Annotated in this window: 13 protein-coding genes; 5 read left to right on the top strand and 8 right to left on the bottom strand. The window is 66.1% G+C overall.

What is annotated here, in order from left to right; translation table 11 throughout:
* Positions 1-2 precede the first annotated feature (2 nt).
* Positions 3-818, top strand: a complete 816-nt coding sequence (locus IB269_RS08080) for a metallophosphoesterase family protein (RefSeq protein WP_192366856.1) — start codon at positions 3-5, stop codon at positions 816-818.
* 184 nt (positions 819-1,002) lie between these two features.
* Positions 1,003-1,371, top strand: a complete 369-nt coding sequence (locus IB269_RS08075) for a response regulator (RefSeq protein WP_012205652.1) — start codon at positions 1,003-1,005, stop codon at positions 1,369-1,371.
* Between the two features lie 44 nt (positions 1,372-1,415).
* Here the strand turns inward: IB269_RS08075 and IB269_RS08070 are convergent, their stop codons facing one another.
* The 4 genes from IB269_RS08070 to IB269_RS08055 are packed head-to-tail and all read right to left on the bottom strand — an operon-like array spanning position 1,416 to position 7,633.
* Positions 1,416-2,546, bottom strand: coding sequence for a hybrid sensor histidine kinase/response regulator (locus tag IB269_RS08070; RefSeq protein ID WP_034393830.1), 1,131 nt, complete (start codon positions 2,544-2,546; stop codon positions 1,416-1,418).
* Between the two features lie 48 nt (positions 2,547-2,594).
* Positions 2,595-3,209, bottom strand: a complete 615-nt coding sequence (locus IB269_RS08065) for a chemotaxis protein CheB (RefSeq protein ID WP_192366855.1) — start codon at positions 3,207-3,209, stop codon at positions 2,595-2,597.
* A complete protein-coding gene (locus IB269_RS08060) occupies positions 3,209-4,048 on the bottom strand; it encodes a CheR family methyltransferase (protein ID WP_192366854.1) in 840 nt (279 codons plus the stop codon). Before IB269_RS08060 ends, IB269_RS08065 begins: the two co-directional genes overlap by 1 nt.
* Positions 4,049-4,087: 39 nt before the next feature.
* Positions 4,088-7,633, bottom strand: coding sequence for a response regulator (locus IB269_RS08055; RefSeq protein WP_192366853.1), 3,546 nt, complete (start codon positions 7,631-7,633; stop codon positions 4,088-4,090).
* Positions 7,634-7,850: 217 nt separating this feature from the next.
* Between IB269_RS08055 and IB269_RS08050 the strand changes: the two genes are divergently transcribed.
* Both IB269_RS08050 and IB269_RS08045 read left to right on the top strand, forming a co-directional pair.
* Entirely contained in the window at positions 7,851-8,240 is a 390-nt protein-coding gene (locus IB269_RS08050; protein WP_013802375.1) for a hypothetical protein, read from the top strand.
* A gap of 106 nt (positions 8,241-8,346) precedes the next feature.
* A complete protein-coding gene (locus tag IB269_RS08045; RefSeq protein ID WP_034393841.1) occupies positions 8,347-8,754 on the top strand; it encodes a hypothetical protein in 408 nt (135 codons plus the stop codon).
* 46 nt (positions 8,755-8,800) lie between these two features.
* On the opposite strand, the gene IB269_RS08040 is transcribed toward IB269_RS08045, so the two are convergent.
* The 4 genes from IB269_RS08040 to IB269_RS08025 form a co-directional block, all read right to left on the bottom strand.
* Complete coding sequence (locus tag IB269_RS08040) at positions 8,801-10,588, bottom strand: methyl-accepting chemotaxis protein (RefSeq protein WP_192366852.1); 1,788 nt, start codon at positions 10,586-10,588, stop codon at positions 8,801-8,803.
* A gap of 40 nt (positions 10,589-10,628) precedes the next feature.
* Positions 10,629-11,456 carry a flagellar filament capping protein FliD gene (fliD, locus tag IB269_RS08035; protein WP_192366851.1) on the bottom strand — a complete coding sequence of 276 codons (828 nt, stop codon included), beginning with the start codon at positions 11,454-11,456 and terminating at the stop codon, positions 10,629-10,631.
* 223 nt (positions 11,457-11,679) lie between these two features.
* Positions 11,680-12,417, bottom strand: a complete 738-nt coding sequence (locus IB269_RS08030) for a GntR family transcriptional regulator (RefSeq protein ID WP_013802371.1) — start codon at positions 12,415-12,417, stop codon at positions 11,680-11,682.
* An 814-nt stretch (positions 12,418-13,231) separates the two neighbouring features.
* Positions 13,232-13,714 (bottom strand): Hcp family type VI secretion system effector, encoded by a 483-nt coding sequence (locus IB269_RS08025; RefSeq protein WP_013802370.1) that lies wholly within the window; start codon positions 13,712-13,714, stop codon positions 13,232-13,234.
* 615 nt (positions 13,715-14,329) lie between these two features.
* Here IB269_RS08025 and IB269_RS08020 point away from each other — a divergent pair.
* Positions 14,330-16,426 (top strand): serine/threonine protein kinase, encoded by a 2,097-nt coding sequence (locus IB269_RS08020; RefSeq protein WP_192366850.1) that lies wholly within the window; start codon positions 14,330-14,332, stop codon positions 16,424-16,426.
* Positions 16,427-16,431: the final 5 nt, after the last annotated feature.

Below are 16,431 nucleotides of genomic sequence, written 5' to 3'. Positions count from 1 at the left end.
CCATGGCTTTGCTCATGCATATGTCGGACCTGCATTTCGGCGCCCACGATCCGGCCGTGTGCGCCGCCGCGGCAAGACTGGCCGCACGTCTGCCCGTGGCGCTGCTGGTGGTCTCCGGCGACCTGACCCAGCGTGCCACGGCCGCACAGTTTGCCCAGGCGCGCGAGTTTCTCGATGCCCTTCCCGTACCGCGCCGCCTGGTCGTGCCGGGCAACCACGATCTGCCGTTGCTGGCCTGGTGGGAGCGGCTGGGCGGCCATGCCCATGATCGCTACGCCCGCTGGATCAGTGCCGACCTGCAGCCCTGGTGCGCAGAGCAGGGCTTTTGCGTGATTGGCGTGGACACCACGCGCTGGTGGCGCCACCAGCGCGGCAGCCTGTCGGCCAGCCAGATACGGCAGGTGGCCCAAAGGCTGGCGCAGGCCAGCCCCGGCGACTGGCGCATTGTGGTCGGCCACCACCCGCTGGCAGCCGCCCATGCGCAGGACTGCAGCCACCGCCCGCACCGCGCGGCAACGGCCCTGGCGGCCTGGCGCGACGCCGGAGCGCAGTTGGTGCTGTCAGGCCATGGACATGACCCCGGTCTGATCCAGCCGCTGCCGGGGCTGTGGGCGGCGCAGGCGGGCACTGCGGTATCGCTGCGGCTGCGCGCGCATGCGCCCAACAGCCTGTTCACGCTGGAGCAGCAGGAGGACTCGGCTGGACAGGGCCCGGCCTGGCGCCGCGAGCTCACGCGCTGGGACTATTCACGGCAGGCGGATGAATTCCTGCCCGTTCAAAAGCATGTTCTGGACCCGCCGCAGGCCTCCACCCGCTGAACGCGCGCAAGCCTTGCTCTGGCGTTCTTCGTTGTATTGCACAATCCACAACCTCGGCTCCACGCAGGCGGCGGCAGAAAAGTTTGCATGCTGTCCTACGCGATGGCCGCCCGAGGGTGTGGATGATCAGCCCTCGTCAATGCTGCCTTTTTGATAGCAGCATGATGCACTGCAACAAAGAGATATGCGAATCCTGTACGTTGAAGACAATGCCGACCTGCGCGAAACCATTGGCCTGCTGATGGAGAGCGAATCGCGCTTCGTGACCAGTTGCGCCACCGCCGAGCAGGCCCTGGAACTGGATGCGGCCCAGCCTTTCGACGTGGTGGTTTCCGATGTCAGCCTGCCCGGCCTGTCAGGCACCGACCTGGCGCGGCAGCTGCTGGAGGCCGATGCCCAGCGCTGGATCATCCTGTGCTCCGGCTACGACCTGGGCCCCTACCCCACGGCCTGGGGCCCCCATGTGCGGACCCTGCTCAAGCCCTTCGAGATCGAGGACCTGGAGACGCTGCTGGACTCCATCCAGGAAGCGCTCGGCAACCCCGCCCACTGAAGCGTTCGCGCTTTCGCGCGCCCCGGCGCCCCCGGCTCCCGCCGTCACAGCACGGCCTTGGAGCCTCCCACCGCCGCCTCGCGCGGCAATTCCACCCTGAAGCTGGTCACTCCGTCGGCGGAGCGCACATCGATGCGCCCGCCGTGCGAACGCACGATCTGGTGCGCAATGAACAGCCCCAGGCCCAGTCCCTGGTGCTGGCCGGGCCGGCGTTCACCACCGCGAAACGGGTTGAACAGCGTGGGCAGCAGTTCCGCGGGAATGGTGCCGCCGTTGCGCACCGTGATGGACACGCGATCGTCCTGGCGGCCATCGGCCGTCACCTGCACCGGCTGCGCGGGATCTCCGTGGTGCATGGCATTGCCCAGCAGGTTGGTCAGCACCTGGCACAGGCGTTCTCCATCCCAGATGCCTTCCAGATTGCCCAGCATCTCGCTTTCCAGGCGCCGCTCCGGGAAGCCCGTCTCCACCTCCTGCAGCGTGCGCTGCAGCAGCGTCTGCAGGCTGGCCGGCTGGGGCGACAGCGGCAGGCCTTCTGCCTGGCGGATGCGGGTCACGTCCAGCAGATCCTCGATCATGCGCGACATGCGCTGGCTGCTGCTGAGCATGCGCTCGGCCATGTTGGCCACCTTGCCGGGATCGGGCTGGCGCGTGAGCACGGTGGCCGCCGCCTTGATGGACTGCAGCGGCGTGCGCAGGTCGTGGCTGAGCACGGCCATGAACATCTCGTTGATGCGCAGCGCCTCGGTGCGCTCCTGCAGCTGCTGGGCCAGCGCCTGCTTGCGCTGGTGCAGCTCGAAGAACACGTTGGCCTTGGTGGTCAGCATGTGCGGGTCGATGGGCTTGTACAGAAAGTCCACGGCGCCGCTTTCATAGCCGCGGAATTGCCAGTTGTGCTCGCGCGAGCCGGCCGTCATGAAGATGAGCGGGATGTGGCGCGTGCGCTCGCTGCCGCGTATCAGCTCGGCCAGCTCGAAGCCGTTCATCTCGGGCATCTGCACGTCCAGCAGGGCCAGCGCCACATCGCCATGGTCGAGCAAAAGCTCCAGCGCCTCGGGGCCGGAATGCGCCTTGAGGAACTCGATGCCGTCGCGCTGCAGCAGCGCTTCGATGGCGATCAGATTCTCGGCAATGTCATCGACGATCAGGCATTTGACGCGATCTGTTTGGGACATGGATTCTCTCTCGGTATTTTGTCTGGTGGGAGCGCGCTGAATGGACATTCAAAGCCTCCCCTGGCCGTGCAGCGATGCGATGAGCGCGGCAATGCCCTGCGGCGCCAGCACCTGGGCCTGTGGCACGCGGGCTAGGGCCGCCCGCGGCATGGTCTGCATTGCGGCACTGTCTGGCGACTGCACCACGGCCAGGCCGCCAGCCGCGTGCACGCTGGCCATGCCCTGAGCGCCATCCTCGTTGGCGCCGGACAGCAGCACGGCCAGCAGGCGCTCGCCATAGCAGTCGGCAGCCGACTCGAACAGCACATCGATCGAGGGCCGCGAAAAATGCCAGGGCGCATCCAGCGACAGCGCCAGCCTGGGCCCGCTGTCCACCAGCAGGTGGTAGTCGGCCGGCGCAAAGTACAGACAGCCCGGCTCCAGCCATTGCTGGTCCTGCACCTCGCGCACCGGCAGGGCGCAGCGCGGCCCGAAAAGCTGGCCCAGCAGGCTGCGCCGGTCGCGCGGCAGGTGCAGTACCACCAGCACCGAAGCGCGCAGGCTGGCGGGCAGCGTGGGCAGCACCACGGACAGCGCATCAAGCGCGCCGGCCGAGCCGCCGATCACGATGGCCTCGTAGGCTGTGGCGGCGTCCGAGGCGGGTGGGTTCGTGGTCGCGGGCATCACAGCCCGGCCCTCTTGCGGTAGATGCGGTCTTCGAGCACGAAGTCCTCGAAGGCCTCCGAATGTCCTGAAAACCGCAGCGACTCCTTGGAGCCCAGGCCCAGGAACCCGCGATGGCACAGCGCATCGCGGAACAGGCCCAGCGCCCGGTCCTGCAGCTCGCGCTCGAAATAGATCAGCACGTTGCGGCAGGACACCAGGTGCATCTCGGCGAACACGCTGTCGGTGGCCAGGCTGTGGTCGGAGAACACCATGTGCTCGCGCAGCCCCTTGTCGAAGACCACACGGCCATAGCGCGCCGTGTAGTAGTGCGACAGCGAGCTGTGCCCGCCCGAGCGCGCATGGTTGTCGGTGAATGCCGCCACGCGCGCCATGTCGAACACGCCCTGCTCTGCCGCCTTCAGCGCATGGGGATTGATGTCGGTGGCGTAGATCAGGGTGCGGTCCAGCAGGCCCTCTTCATGCAGCAGGATGGCCAGCGAATACACCTCTTCGCCCGCGCTGCAGCCGGCTACCCAGACCTTGAGCGAGGGATAGGTGCGCAGCAGCGGCACGACCTCGGTGCGCAGCGAGCGGAAGTAGGTCGGGTCGCGGAACATGTCGCTGACCTGGACCGTGAGGTACTCGAGCAGGGCCGGGAACACGCTTGTATCGTGCAGCACACGGTCCTGCAGCTGCGACAGCGTCTTGCAGTCGAACTGCACCAGGGCCGAGTGCAAGCGCCGCTTGAGCGAGGCCTGGGCGTAGCCCCGGAAGTCGTAGTGGTAGCGGTGGTAGATGGCGTCGATCAGCAGGCGCTGCTCGATGTCGGCGGTGCGGGCTTTTTTCAGCTGAGGCATCGCGTCCTCCTATTCAGCTGCGGCATCGCGTCCTCCTTGCTACTTGGGCATCCACACCCGCACCAGCGACAGCAGCTTCTCCACGTCCAGCGGCTTGGCGATGTAGTCGTTGGCACCGGCGGCCAGGCATTTCTCCTGATCGTCCTTCATGGCCTTGGCGGTCAGGGCGATGATGGGCAGGCGGCGCCATTGCGGGCGGTTGCGGATCTCGCGCATGGCGGTGTAGCCGTCCATCTCGGGCATCATGATGTCCATCAGGACCAGGTCGATGCCGGCCTGCGCCGTGCCCCGCGCTTCCAGGGTTTCCAGCGCCTCGCGCCCGTTGCGCGCGATCTCCACGCGGATGCCCGTGGGCTCCAGGATGCTGGACAGCGCGAACACATTGCGCACATCGTCTTCCACTACCAGCACCGTGCGCCCTTCCAGCGCCGACTCGCGGCTGCGCGCCACCTGCAGCATCTGGCGGTGCTCGGCCGACAGCTCGGACTCCACCTGGTGCAGGAACAGCGTGACCTCGTCGAGCAGGCGCTCGGGCGAGCGCGCGTCCTTGATGATGATGGACTTGGAAAAGCGTCGCAGCTGCTGCTCTTCATCGCGCGAGAGCGCGCGGCCCGTGTAGACGATGACAGGCGGGAAGGAAACATCGTCCTGGTCCGTCATGCGCTGCAGCAGCTCGTAGCCGCTGATGTCGGGCAGGTTCAGGTCCATCACCATGCAGTCGAAGGTGGCGCCGCGCAGATGTTCCAGCGCCGCCGCCGCCGTGCCCGCGCAGACGATGTCCACGTCGCTGCGGCTGAGCAGGTGGCGCACGCTCTCGCGCTGGCGCTCGTCGTCCTCCACCACCAGCACGCGGCGCAGGTCCTGGGTGAACTTGGCCTCCAGCCGCTTCAGGGCATGGACCAGCTCCTCGCGCTTGACGGGCTTGAGCGCGTAGCCCACGGCGCCGCGTCCCATGGCCTCCTGCGAATAGTCGGCCACCGAGACCACGTGCACGGGAATGTGGCGCGTGACGGGGTTGCGCTTGAGCTGATCCAGCACGCCCAGGCCCGAGAAATCGGGCAGGTTGATGTCCAGCACGATGGCGTTGGGCTGGTTGCTTGCCGCCATGGCCAGGCCGTCGGACGCGGTGTTGGCCACATCGCATTCAAAATCCATCTCGCGCGCGAGCTCGGAAAGAATGTCGGCAAAGCGCAGATCGTCCTCGATGACGAGGATGCGGCGCCCGCTCTGCCCGCTCTTTCGCAGGGCATTCGCCGCGGACGAAGTAGGCGACAGCATCGGCGCAGACATGGCTGGCGACATGGCCGGCGCGAACGCGGGGGCAGCCGGCGCGACATGGGCCGAGGCGACGGCGGGCACGGACGCGGGCGATGACACCGGCACCTGCGTCTGTGTCTGTGTCTGCGCATTCGCCAGCGATTCCCGCGCCGGGCGGGGCAGCGGCGCGGCAGCCAAGGCCCGGCCAGGCTCCACCAGCTCCAGGATCACAGGCACGGTCAGCGTGAACACGCTGCCCTGCCCCGGCGTGCTGGAGACGGTCAGCGTGCCGCCCAGCAGCCCGGCAAGGTCACGTGAGATCGACAGGCCCAGGCCCGTTCCGCCGAACTTGCGATGCGTGCTGCCGTCCGCCTGGCGGAAGGCATCGAAGATGAATTGCTGCTGCTGCTCGGCAATGCCGATGCCGGTATCGCGCACGGCAAACGCCAGCATGCCCCCGGGCACGCGGGACACCTGCAGGTCGACCGAGCCCTTGGCCGTGAACTTGAGCGCGTTGGACAGCAGGTTCTTGAGCACCTGGGCCAGCCGCATGGGGTCGGTCTGCATGGAGGCCGGCACGCCGGGGTCCACCGTCCATGCCAGCTCCAGGCCTTTTTCGCGGGCGATGGGGCGCAGCGGCTCCATCAGCGCCTGCAAGGCGGTGGCGATGGTCATGGGCTCCACCAGGACGCTGACCTGGCCGGCCTCGATCTTGGACAGGTCCAGGATGTCGTTGATCAGCGCCAGCAGGTCGCTGCCCGCCGCATGAATGGTCTGTGCGTACTTGACCTGATCGGCCTGCAGGTTGCCGGGCTTGTTGTCGGCCAGCAGCTTGGCGAGGATCAGCGTGGAGTTCAGCGGCGTGCGCAGCTCGTGGCTCATGTTGGCCAGGAACTCGCTCTTGTACTGGCTGGCCAGCTCCAGCTCGTGCGCCTTGTCGGTCAGCGCACCCTGGGCGCGCAGCAGTTGCTCGCGCTGGTACTCCAGCTGCTGGGTCTGCTCCTCCAGATGGGCATTGGTCTGCTCCAGCTCGCTTTGCTGGTGCTCCATCTGCGTCTGCGACTCCTGCAGGATGCGGCTTTGCTGCTCCAGCTCCTCGTTGCTCACGCGCAGCTCTTCCTGCTGGGCCTGCAGCTCTTCCGACTGGCGGCGCGTTTCTTCCAGCAAGGTCTCAAGGCGCGAACGGTCCAGGCCCGAGCGGATGGCCACGGCCAGCATTTCGGACGCCCGCTCCAGCAGGCTGCGCTCTGCCTCGCTCACCCCGCGCAGAAAGCCCAGTTCGATGACGGCGAACACTTCGCCGTTCTCCATGGCGGGCGCCACCATCAGCTGCAACGGGCTGGACTGGCCGGTGCCCGAGGAAATCGGCAGGTGCTGCGCGGGCACGTCCCTGACATGCAGCAGCTTGCGCGAGGTGACCGCCTGGCCCGCCAGGCCCTCGCCGGGCAGCAGTTTGTGCTGCAGGCGATCGCGCGGCAAGGCATAGCCGCCGAACAGGCGCAGACCGCCGTCGGTGCAGTCCACCACATAGCCGGCGCCCACCTCGGCGCGCAGGTAGGTGGCCAGGTATTCCAGTGCCTTCTGGCCCAGGTCTTCCAGCCGGCGGTCGCCCTGCAACTGCTGGCCCAGGCCGGACAGACCGGACGTCACCCACGACTGGCGCGCCTTGACGCGGTACTCGCGCACCGTCAGCGCGGCCGATGCCAGGATCAGGCCCAGCAAGATGAGGGAGCCGCCCCAGGAGTAGTACGTCGAGGTGGTGGAGGCCTCCACCCACAGCTGGCGGCGCTGCTCCAGCTCACGGGTCTGGCGGGTGTAGAGATCATCGATCAGCTCGCGCAGCCGGTCCATGGCGTTCTTGCCCACGTCCAGGCGCACCAGGGCCATGGCGGCGTCCAGGTCGCCGGCCTTGCGCAAGTCTATGGTTTCCTGCAGCTCGCGCAGCTTCTGGGTCGAGATGTCCTCGATCTGGTCCAGCAGCCGGTGCTGGACGGAGTCGCTGGACGTGCGCGCCTTGAGCGCCTCCAGCTGCTTTTGCAGCACATCGCGCGCCTGCTGGTAGGGCTGCAGATAGGCCTGGTCACCCGTCAGCAGAAAGCCCCGCTGCCCGGTTTCGGCATCCTTGAGCGAGGCGTTGAGCTGGCTGAGCTGGCGCATGGCCAGCGTCGTGCGGTCCATGGCATTCACGGCCTGGCCCCGCGCCTCGGACGCCCGGAAATTGACGAAGGCGATGACCAGGGTGGCCAGGGCCGCTGCACCAAAGCCTGCAACAAGCGTCCATGGAATGGCAAAGCGCTGGGTGGTCTGGTGGCTGGAAGATCGTGGCATGCAGTGGAATTTCTGGCGGAAATGGACGAAGGAATCCGCCAGGGACTGTAACGGTTTTGCGCGGCCCTCGGCAGCACTCGACCACACTCGGCCGCAGTCCGCGCTGGTTTCAGCGGTGCGCGACGCCCGGCGCCACCACGGCAGCCGTTAACATGGCCCGATACCTTCCTTCCGACATCCCGCTGCGGTCGTCGGCCCACACTCCAGGAACCATTGCATGAAAACCTTTGCCCTCACCGTCGCATCGCTGGCCGCCGCCGCCTCGCTGGTGTCCACCAGCGCCAATGCGGCAGCGTTGATCTTCCTCAACGACACCATCGCCGCACGCATTCCCGCCAGGGACCTGCCCGATGCAAAGGCCGCCGTGGCCAAGGTGCTCAACGAGGCTGCCGACGGCTCCGTGACCGAATGGACCAGCCGCCCGAACCGTACCAACCAGCGCGTGACGATGGCCTTGCAGCCGCAGCAGACCGTGCAGACCGGCTCGGCCGGAAGCTGCCGCCTGCTGTCGGCCGATGTGCGCCTGAAAAAGACCTCGGAAAACTGGCGTTTCTGGTTCTGCAAGCAGTCCGATGGATCGTGGAAGGCCAGCGGCAGCCAGCCCTGAGCAAGGATTGCGGTGGCCTGTCACCGGGAATCCGGCATGGACCTACGCCACCAGTCCTGGACACATGGGAGCATGTCGGCCGGAAGATCGACATCGGAGAACAACCATGCCCCATGAATTTGTGCAGGCCACGACACTCGCCAGACGGCTGGCCCTGGGCGTCGCCGCAACCTCTTTGCTGACGCTGGCCGCCTGCTCGGGCGAGACCTCGTCGACGCGCGCGGGATTTCCCATGGCCGAAGTGCCGCGCTTCAACCAGCCCCCGCCGGACAAGCCCCTGCTGGGCCAGCCCGTGATCATGGCCGAGCAGGTCATGCCCCATGCCAAGGGGGATCCGCACGAGCCCTTGCCGCCAGCCGCGCCCCTGCCCGCCAAGGCATCGGAGCCCGCAAGCGGCGCAGGAGCCACGAACAAGGAAGATGCCGGCGGCGTGAACCCGGCCGCCGGCCAGGCTGCCGCCATCACCGATGGCCAGGGCGAGGGCTCCAAGTACCAACTGGGCGCCCCCAAGTAGCTGAACTCGGCCAAACCCGGCAGAACTCAACCGTAGCCGGGCGGACTCAGAACGAAGTCCAGTCCCCGTCGTCACTGCCCTTGGCCGCCACGGTCTGCCTGGCGGCCGGCAGCTTTGCGGCGGGCGCTGGGGCGGCAGATGCGCTGCGTGGGGCAGTAGCGGGTGCCGTGCCAGCAGCGGCGGCGGACGCGGCCAGCGGTCGGGCCGCAGGACGCATGGGCGCTGCCGCAGAAGGCGCGCGCGCGGCAGGTACGGAAGACGAAGCGGCTCCTGTCCCTGCACGGGCCGGCGCCACGCCGTCGATGCGGAACACGCCCACGGCGGCCGCCAGCTGATTCACCTGGGATTTGAGCGAGCCGGTCGCAGCTGCTGCTTCCTCGACCAGCGCGGCATTCTGCTGGGTCACCGTGTCCATTTGCGAAATCGCCTGGTGCACCTGGTTGATGCCGCTGCTTTGCTCCTGGCTGGCGGCCGTGATCTCGGCCACCAGGTCGCTGACCTGCTGCACGCTTTGCACGATGCCGTCCATGGTGCGGCCGGCCTCGGCCACCTGGCGCGTGCCCGCGTCCACCTTGGACACGGAGTCTGCAATCAGGTCCTTGATGTCCTTGGCCGCCGAGGCGCTGCGCTGGGCCAGCGCACGCACCTCGCCCGCCACCACGGCAAAGCCACGGCCCTGCTCACCGGCGCGGGCCGCTTCCACGGCAGCGTTCAGCGCCAGGATGTTGGTCTGGAAGGCAATGGAGTCGATGACGCCGATGATGTCGGCAATCTTGCGGCTGGACTCGCTGATGCCGCCCATGGTGTCCACCACGCCCGCCACCACCTTGCCGCCCTGCACCGCAGTCTGCGATGCCGAAGCGGCCAGCTGATTGGCCTGGCGTGCGTTCTCGGCGTTCTGCTTGACCGTGCTGGTCAGCTCCTCCATGGCGGCAGCCGTCTGCTCCAGCGAGCTGGCCTGCTGCTCGGTGCGCGAGGACAGGTCCTGGTTGCCCGCATCGATCTCGCCCGAAGCCGTGGCGATGCTGTCGGCACCCGAGCGCACCTGCCCCACGACCTGGGCCAGGTTGTCGTTCATCTGGCGCAGCGCCTGCAGCAACTGGCCGGTTTCGTCGCGCGAATCAACGGTGATGCGGCTGGTCAGGTCGTTGTTGGCCACGGTGCGCGCCACGCGCAGGGCTTCGGCCAGCGGCACGGTGATGCCGCGCGTGATCCACCATGCGGCCAGCGCGCCCAGCACCACGGCCAGGGACACCACGGCGATGATGGTGGCGCGGCTGGCAGAAAAGCGCACCTGCACTTCACCGGCGGAGCTGTCTATGGCGGCGCGCTGCATGTCCAGCAGGCGCTGCACGATCTCTATATAGCGCTGCGTGGCGGGCTGGTACTCCTGGGTGAACAGGCGCTCGGCATCTTCTGCACGGCCTTCGGCCTTGGCCTTGGTCACCACGTCGCGGCCCGCCAGGTAGCCGGCGCGCGCCTTCTTGATCTCGACCCAGATGTCCTTTTCTTCCTGCGTCTGCAGCAGCGGCTCGATGCGGTCCTGCAGCTTGCCCGACTGGCGCGAAGACTCGGCCGCGTCTTCGGCAAAGAAGGTGGCAAGCGAAGGATCGCTGCTCTTGGCAATGGCCGTGGTCCGGCGCGAGCCCGAGTGGATGTTGCGGAACCAGTCGCTGATCATCCGCTCCTTGGCCAGGGCCACCTCGGTGATTTCCGTGGTCGAGCGGGCCATGTGCCCCATGCTGACGATGCTGGTGACACTGATCAACAGCATGATCAGCAAAAGAATGGTGAAGCCGCCTCCGAGACGGAGGCCGATGCGCAGGTTTTTCATGTTTTCCGGGAGCAGGATGCAGGGCGGGATGGTGCTGAAATCAGTTCTTGAGGTAGGCGTCCAGCACCATGCGGTTCCAGTTGGCCGAACCGACCAGGGAATCGCCCAGCTTCTCGGCCGTGGCAACCACCGCACTTTGCTGCTGCTGCAGCGTCTTGACCCGGTCACCCAGACTGGCCATGGACGAGCTGAGGCGGCTGCCCGTGGACAGCGCAGAGTTGGCGCTGCTCTCCACCGCCTTGCCAATGCCGGCCAGGGCCGAGGTCACGCCGGCGGCATCGGCGGCCATGGACTTTTCCAGGGCCTTGGCATCCACCGCCAGCGTGCCGTCCTGGCGCTGGACGATGCCGAGCTTGCCCAGGCTGGGCGCAGTCGCGCTGCCCGTGACACTCATGATGGCCGAGCGCAACTCGCGCAGGGCGCGGGTGGCACCCACATCGGTGGAAGAACCGGCCGCCGCGCTCACGCTGCCCTTGGCAACGCTGGAGTTATAGCGCGCCACCAGCTTTTCCAGCGCGCCTTGCACCGACTGGGTGGTGCTGGTGGCCGAGAGCGCGGCCACATCCTTGCCCGCCGAGGCCAGGTCCACCAGGGATGACTTGAACTGCCCCAACGCCGACAGCGAGGTCGATCCCGCCTGGGCCTGGGCCGCAATGCGCTCGTGCGCCTTGGTCAGCGACGGCGCCAGCTTGCGGACCTTCTCCGCTTCGGTGGTCTCCGCCTTGGTGCTGTCCGTCTTGGTGGCGCTGGTCTCCGCAGCGCTCTTCTTGCCGGCCGAATCCGAAGCCGCCTGCGTCGTGCTGTTGAGCTTGGATTGGGCGCGGGCCAGCAGGCTTTGCACGTTCAGGTTGTCGGTTCTGATGCTCATGTTCTCTTCCCTGTGAGTTGGCAGATGGCGCGGGCGCGAGGCCCGTCCACGGTTTGGCAGGAAGACTACCGGGACGCCGCCGCAGCGATGCGGGGAAAAGCAGGCCCCTTGCCCACGACTTGAAGGCTTTGCTGCGCCGGAACGAATGTCCGCCGCCTTCCCGCAGCGGCCCGGCCATGAAAAAGGGCCTCCGAAGAGGCCCTCCAGCAACACATTGCAGCCCTCAGGCCATCTGCGTCAGGGCGCCATAGCGCTCGCGCGCCGTTTGCAGCATGTAGAACGTGATGCGCTTGACCTCGGCCCGGCTGTCGGCGATGTGCTCCCTCAGGCAGGACTGGGCCCGCGCCGCATCGCCAGCCTCGATGGCCGCGAGGATGGCGGCATGGTCGTCATAGGTAGCCGAGACCCGCGGCAGCTTGATGACATCCAGGCGCCGGATGATGCGGATGCGCTCGGTGATGTCCAGGTGGATGCGCGCCATCTCCTGGTTGCCGGTCGCGGCCACCAGGCCGGTATGGAAGGCCTCGTCCAGCGAGGCCACCACGGCGGGGTCGGTCTCGCGCTGCTCCTCGGGCACGCACCAGACTTCGCGCAACGGCTGCAATGACTTCAGCGATTCGCCCACCAGGCTGGCCACGGCGCTGGTCTCCATCAGGGTTCGCACCTCGTAGAGATCCTCGAAGTACTTGAAGTCGAAGGCCTTGATCTGCCACCCGCTCTTGAAATGCACATCGACATAGCCATCGCGCTGCAACCAGAACAGCGCCTGGCGCACAGGCGTGCGGCTGACCTGCATGCGCGTGGCGATTTCGCCCTCGCTGAAGCGGTCGCCGGGCAGCAGGCGGAAGTCGAAGATGTCGTTCTTCAGGCAAGCGTAGATCTGCGCGGCCAGCGAATGCGCGCTGCTTGCAGGCCCCTGGCGCGTCTCGCACACGGGCGGGGAGGCAACCGCGATGCTCATGCGACTGCCATGCCGGTTGGAGAACACCGTCCCTGCCGTTGGCGACAGCCAAGGCCAGCCAGGACCCGGCTCAAGGCGGTGGAAAAGAGCGACGCCATGCCTGCGGCAACGGGCAGATTTGCGGCCGGTGACAGGGTATACGCCGATTGCTGCTGCAATCTCTCTGACGGATTTGCACGCCGGCAATGGGCAATGGTCCATTCACGCATTTAGTACTCTTTCTTGTACACAAGTTGGCAGTGGAATTTATTAAAGAAACGAATTGCGTTTTAATAATTGGACCGGCAAAAATATTCTCGACAACGTTCGATGTTCGTGTATGCTCCGCCACTCGCCGCAGTACAGGCCAAACGCACCACAACGGTTCGCAGGCCCCGGCACCAGGCATTCAATGTGCCTGATCAATAGACACAGGAGCCCACGCGCGGTAATCCTGCGCATATCCACGGCAATCCATTTTTATCAGAAATTTTCCGCACATCGATAGTGCAGCGAGCAAGTCGATTCCCCATGCCCGCGGCCATGGGTTTTCGTGTTTGTCAAAGATTGACAAGCCGAACGACATTCAGCTTTTGACAGGAATGGAAAGCTGGCCCACGTCAAAAAAATGAAACAAAAACCAGCCAGGCACGCGGTTACCCACGCGGCCTCAAGGCACGTCTCTCCAATATTCCCCCAACGGCCTGATTTCGGCTTTCCATACTGAAAAGCCTCCATCGATAGATGGAGGCCATATTCCCGCACGTCCACGGCAACACCCGCGCCAGACGAGTCCGACGCGGGTTGCCGCAGCAGCACAGCTGCGGGAGGAAGCTCAGGCTTCGCGGTTTTCCTTGATGTTGAAGCCCATCTGGCTCTCGGCGCCCTTGCCGCCCTGGTTGGTCTGTTCCCAGTACTGGGTCTTGACCTTGGCAGCCTGGAACGAGTAGTTCACGGTCACGGTGTCAGAGGAGTTGGCGCCGCTGACGGTCACGTTCGTCACCATGACGTCGGTCAGGGTGATCTTGGTGAACTCGATCTGCGAGCCGCCGGCCTTGCACAGCGAGATGTCGACCTGGCCCAGGTGCTTGCCCGTGGCGCAGTGCTTGAGCACGGCGGGGTAGCACTTGTCCACCTTGGCGATGACGTTCAGGTCATGGAAGCTCACCTTGCCGGCGCCGGCACCACCGCCGCTGGACATGGTGTTGGGCTGGGTAGCACCCCAGGTGAAGGAGTCGATGTCGGTCCAGCCCTTGTGGTTGGAATCCTGGGACTCGCCACTGGCGCCCTCGACCTTCATGAACATATCAACGGACATTGCACACCTCTCGAACTAATGGATTAAACGTTCGCATGCAACCCAATAGCCTGATTGCATCGGATAGTTCACACGCGAACAAAGGGGAAACCACTCTCGGGTAGAGCGCACGAAACCGATTCACTTAACACGTGATTCAGATCAGTGCGGCGCATACCCTGGATGGTCAAGGAATGTATTGACAATCGCCTGCAATCCTCACTGTCGTGAACCGCCCTCCTTTGTTGGAGCCGCGATGATAGTGGATAAGGCCGGCAAAATACAAACAATTGAGCAGACTGAATTGTTACGGCGGATACATCTGAAAAAAAATGTATCCACCTCATATCCATTCGATTCGTGTCATGGCTTTTTGCGGAACTCAAGCTACACTCACGCCGCATTCGGAGTCCGATTGAAATACGATCTTGTATTCATGACGAATCCATGACGCTCGTCTTTGGCCCCTGGCTTCAGACAATAGGCTGATTGAGGAAAACCAACGGTTTACAGAGACAGATTGCCGGTGTGATGCCGGCTTTCTCCTTGTCCAATGGCCTCGAACAGGTTCGGCACCCTGGCTGCGCGACAGACATCGCCCGCCAGGGTGTGAAACAACATCTTGGGTGGGATTGCATGGATAGCGAAGCAGCATGTTCGACCAACTGCCTTCCGGCAGGTGTCCAGATTGGCGAATACCGCGTGCTCGATGTCATCGGCGAAGGCGGTTTCGGCATCGTCTACAAGGCCCGTGACCTCTCGCTGGACCGCGAGGTCGCGATCAAGGAGTACATGCCTTCGGCCCTGGCCGGGCGGCAAAGCTCCCATCAGGTGCATGTGCGCTCGCAGCACCGTGGCGCGTTCGACGCCGGGCTGCGCAGCTTCATCAACGAGGCCCGCCTGCTGGCGCGCTTCTCGCACCCCACCCTGGTGCATGTCTACCGATTCTTTGAAGCCGGCGGCACGGCCTACATGGTGATGCGCCACTACGAGGGCCAGACGCTGGGCCGCGTGCTGCAGGCATCGTCGGGCCGCATCGACCAAGCCCAGCTCAGCACCCTGCTGGCCCCGCTGCTCGATGTGCTGGAGGTCCTGCATGCACAGGACTGCTTCCACCGCGATATCGCGCCGGACAACATCTTCGTGCAGCGCGATGGCAGCCCCGTGCTGCTGGATTTCGGCGCCGCGCGCCGCATCATCGGCGACATGACCCAGGCGCTGACCATGGTGCTCAAGCCCGGTTTTGCGCCCATCGAGCAGTACGTGGACGACGGCGCCATGCCCCAGGGCGCGTGGACGGACATCTACCAGGTCGGCGCCCTCATTCACCAGGCCGCCACGGGCCGCACTCCTGCCACCTCAGTGGCGCGCATGGTCACGGACCCCATGCAGCCGCTGACTTCCGAGCAGGTTCCCGGCTACTCCGACGCCTTCCTGCAGGGCATGCAAAAAGCCCTGGCCGTGCGCCCGCAGGACCGGCCCCAGTCGATTGCCGAACTGCGCAGCCTGCTGGGCCTGTCTGCCGAAAACCGGGCGGCGCCTGCGCCTGTGGAGCCCAGCCCCAGCCCCATCTACATCCCGATCACGACGCCTGCGGCCGTTCAGGCCGCCATGGCCAGTGAGTCGGCATCCGCGCAGGCACCCCGGTTCCTGCCGATCACGGAAACCTACGTTCCCGCACCCACCCCGCAGGTTGCGCCCGTGGCGACGGTCATGCCGGTGGCACCTGTGGCACCTGTGGCGCCTGCGCTGCCCGTGCCGCCTGTTGCAACGGTTCCACCCGTGGCCCCGGCATCGCCGGTCCCCGCTCCTGCTGCCATGGCCACGCCTCAGATGGCACCCCCATCTGCACCCCAGGCCTCTGCCGCCGACCCGATGGGCCTGGGCAACGGGCCTTTCATCGACATCGACCAGGCATTGCCAGGCATGCCGGCGCCTCAGGCTACGGGTCAGGCCCCGGTTCCGGCTGCACCACCTGCACCCGTTCCCGAGCAGCCCGCCGCAGCGCCGGCCGTCCAGGCCAAGCCTCCGGCTGCCCGGCCTCCAGCTGCGGGGGCCCAGGCTGCGCCCAAGGCCAGGCGCAGCAGCATGGCCGTACCGTTGGCCATCGGCGCCCTGGTGCTGGCTGCCATCGCAGGCGGCGGCGTGCTGTGGTACGACCATTCCCAGGACCAGGCACGCGCCAAGACCCTGGCAGCACGCGACAGCCTGGCCTGGCAGCAGGCGCAAAGCCAGTCCAGCCTGGCCCGCCTGCAGGACTACCTGGACAGCTTCCCCGAAGGACAGCACCGCACCGAGGCCCAGGCGCTGCTCAAGCAATTGCTCAACGAGGCCTCGCTGGCCTCCACGGAGCAGGTGCAGCCGATGACCTCGCCCGAGCAGCAGGCCGCGTTGCCCGAGATTGCCCCTTCGCAGCCCGAGCAGAGCACGCCCGTCGTCCCCGTCACGGTGGCCACCGGGTCCGAGCCGTTGCCCACCGAGCCGCCCAAGACCGAGGCCCGCCCCGTCAAGCCTGCAGCGGCCACGGGCAAGGTGGTGTTCAGGGTCGTGCCCTGGGGCTATGTCTCCGTGAACCGCGCCCCTGCGCGGACCAGCCCGCCGCTGACCCAGATGGAGCTTCCAGAGGGCGAGTACCGCATCGACATCAGCAACCCGGGTGCGGCCTCCACGGTGACCAAGACCATCACGGTCACCAAGGGCGAGTCGGTGACCGTGAACCATCTTTTCGAATGAGCGCG

It is taken from the genome of Delftia sp. DLF01 (assembly GCF_014852125.1).
GTDB lineage: Bacteria > Pseudomonadota > Gammaproteobacteria > Burkholderiales > Burkholderiaceae_C > Comamonas > Comamonas acidovorans.
Note: the sequence above shows the minus strand (reverse complement) of the source record. Positions and strands in the feature narration are given on the sequence as shown.

Coding starts and splice junctions, on each gene's coding strand:
- IB269_RS08080 (WP_192366856.1), top strand. CDS start 3: ATGGCTTTGCTCATGCATATGTCGGACCTGCATTTCGGCGCCCACGAT.
- IB269_RS08075 (WP_012205652.1), top strand. CDS start 1,003: ATGCGAATCCTGTACGTTGAAGACAATGCCGACCTGCGCGAAACCATT.
- IB269_RS08070 (WP_034393830.1), bottom strand. CDS start 2,546: ATGTCCCAAACAGATCGCGTCAAATGCCTGATCGTCGATGACATTGCC.
- IB269_RS08065 (WP_192366855.1), bottom strand. CDS start 3,209: ATGCCCGCGACCACGAACCCACCCGCCTCGGACGCCGCCACAGCCTAC.
- IB269_RS08060 (WP_192366854.1), bottom strand. CDS start 4,048: ATGCCTCAGCTGAAAAAAGCCCGCACCGCCGACATCGAGCAGCGCCTG.
- IB269_RS08055 (WP_192366853.1), bottom strand. CDS start 7,633: ATGCCACGATCTTCCAGCCACCAGACCACCCAGCGCTTTGCCATTCCA.
- IB269_RS08050 (WP_013802375.1), top strand. CDS start 7,851: ATGAAAACCTTTGCCCTCACCGTCGCATCGCTGGCCGCCGCCGCCTCG.
- IB269_RS08045 (WP_034393841.1), top strand. CDS start 8,347: ATGCCCCATGAATTTGTGCAGGCCACGACACTCGCCAGACGGCTGGCC.
- IB269_RS08040 (WP_192366852.1), bottom strand. CDS start 10,588: ATGAAAAACCTGCGCATCGGCCTCCGTCTCGGAGGCGGCTTCACCATT.
- fliD (WP_192366851.1), bottom strand. CDS start 11,456: ATGAGCATCAGAACCGACAACCTGAACGTGCAAAGCCTGCTGGCCCGC.
- IB269_RS08030 (WP_013802371.1), bottom strand. CDS start 12,417: ATGAGCATCGCGGTTGCCTCCCCGCCCGTGTGCGAGACGCGCCAGGGG.
- IB269_RS08025 (WP_013802370.1), bottom strand. CDS start 13,714: ATGTCCGTTGATATGTTCATGAAGGTCGAGGGCGCCAGTGGCGAGTCC.
- IB269_RS08020 (WP_192366850.1), top strand. CDS start 14,330: ATGGATAGCGAAGCAGCATGTTCGACCAACTGCCTTCCGGCAGGTGTC.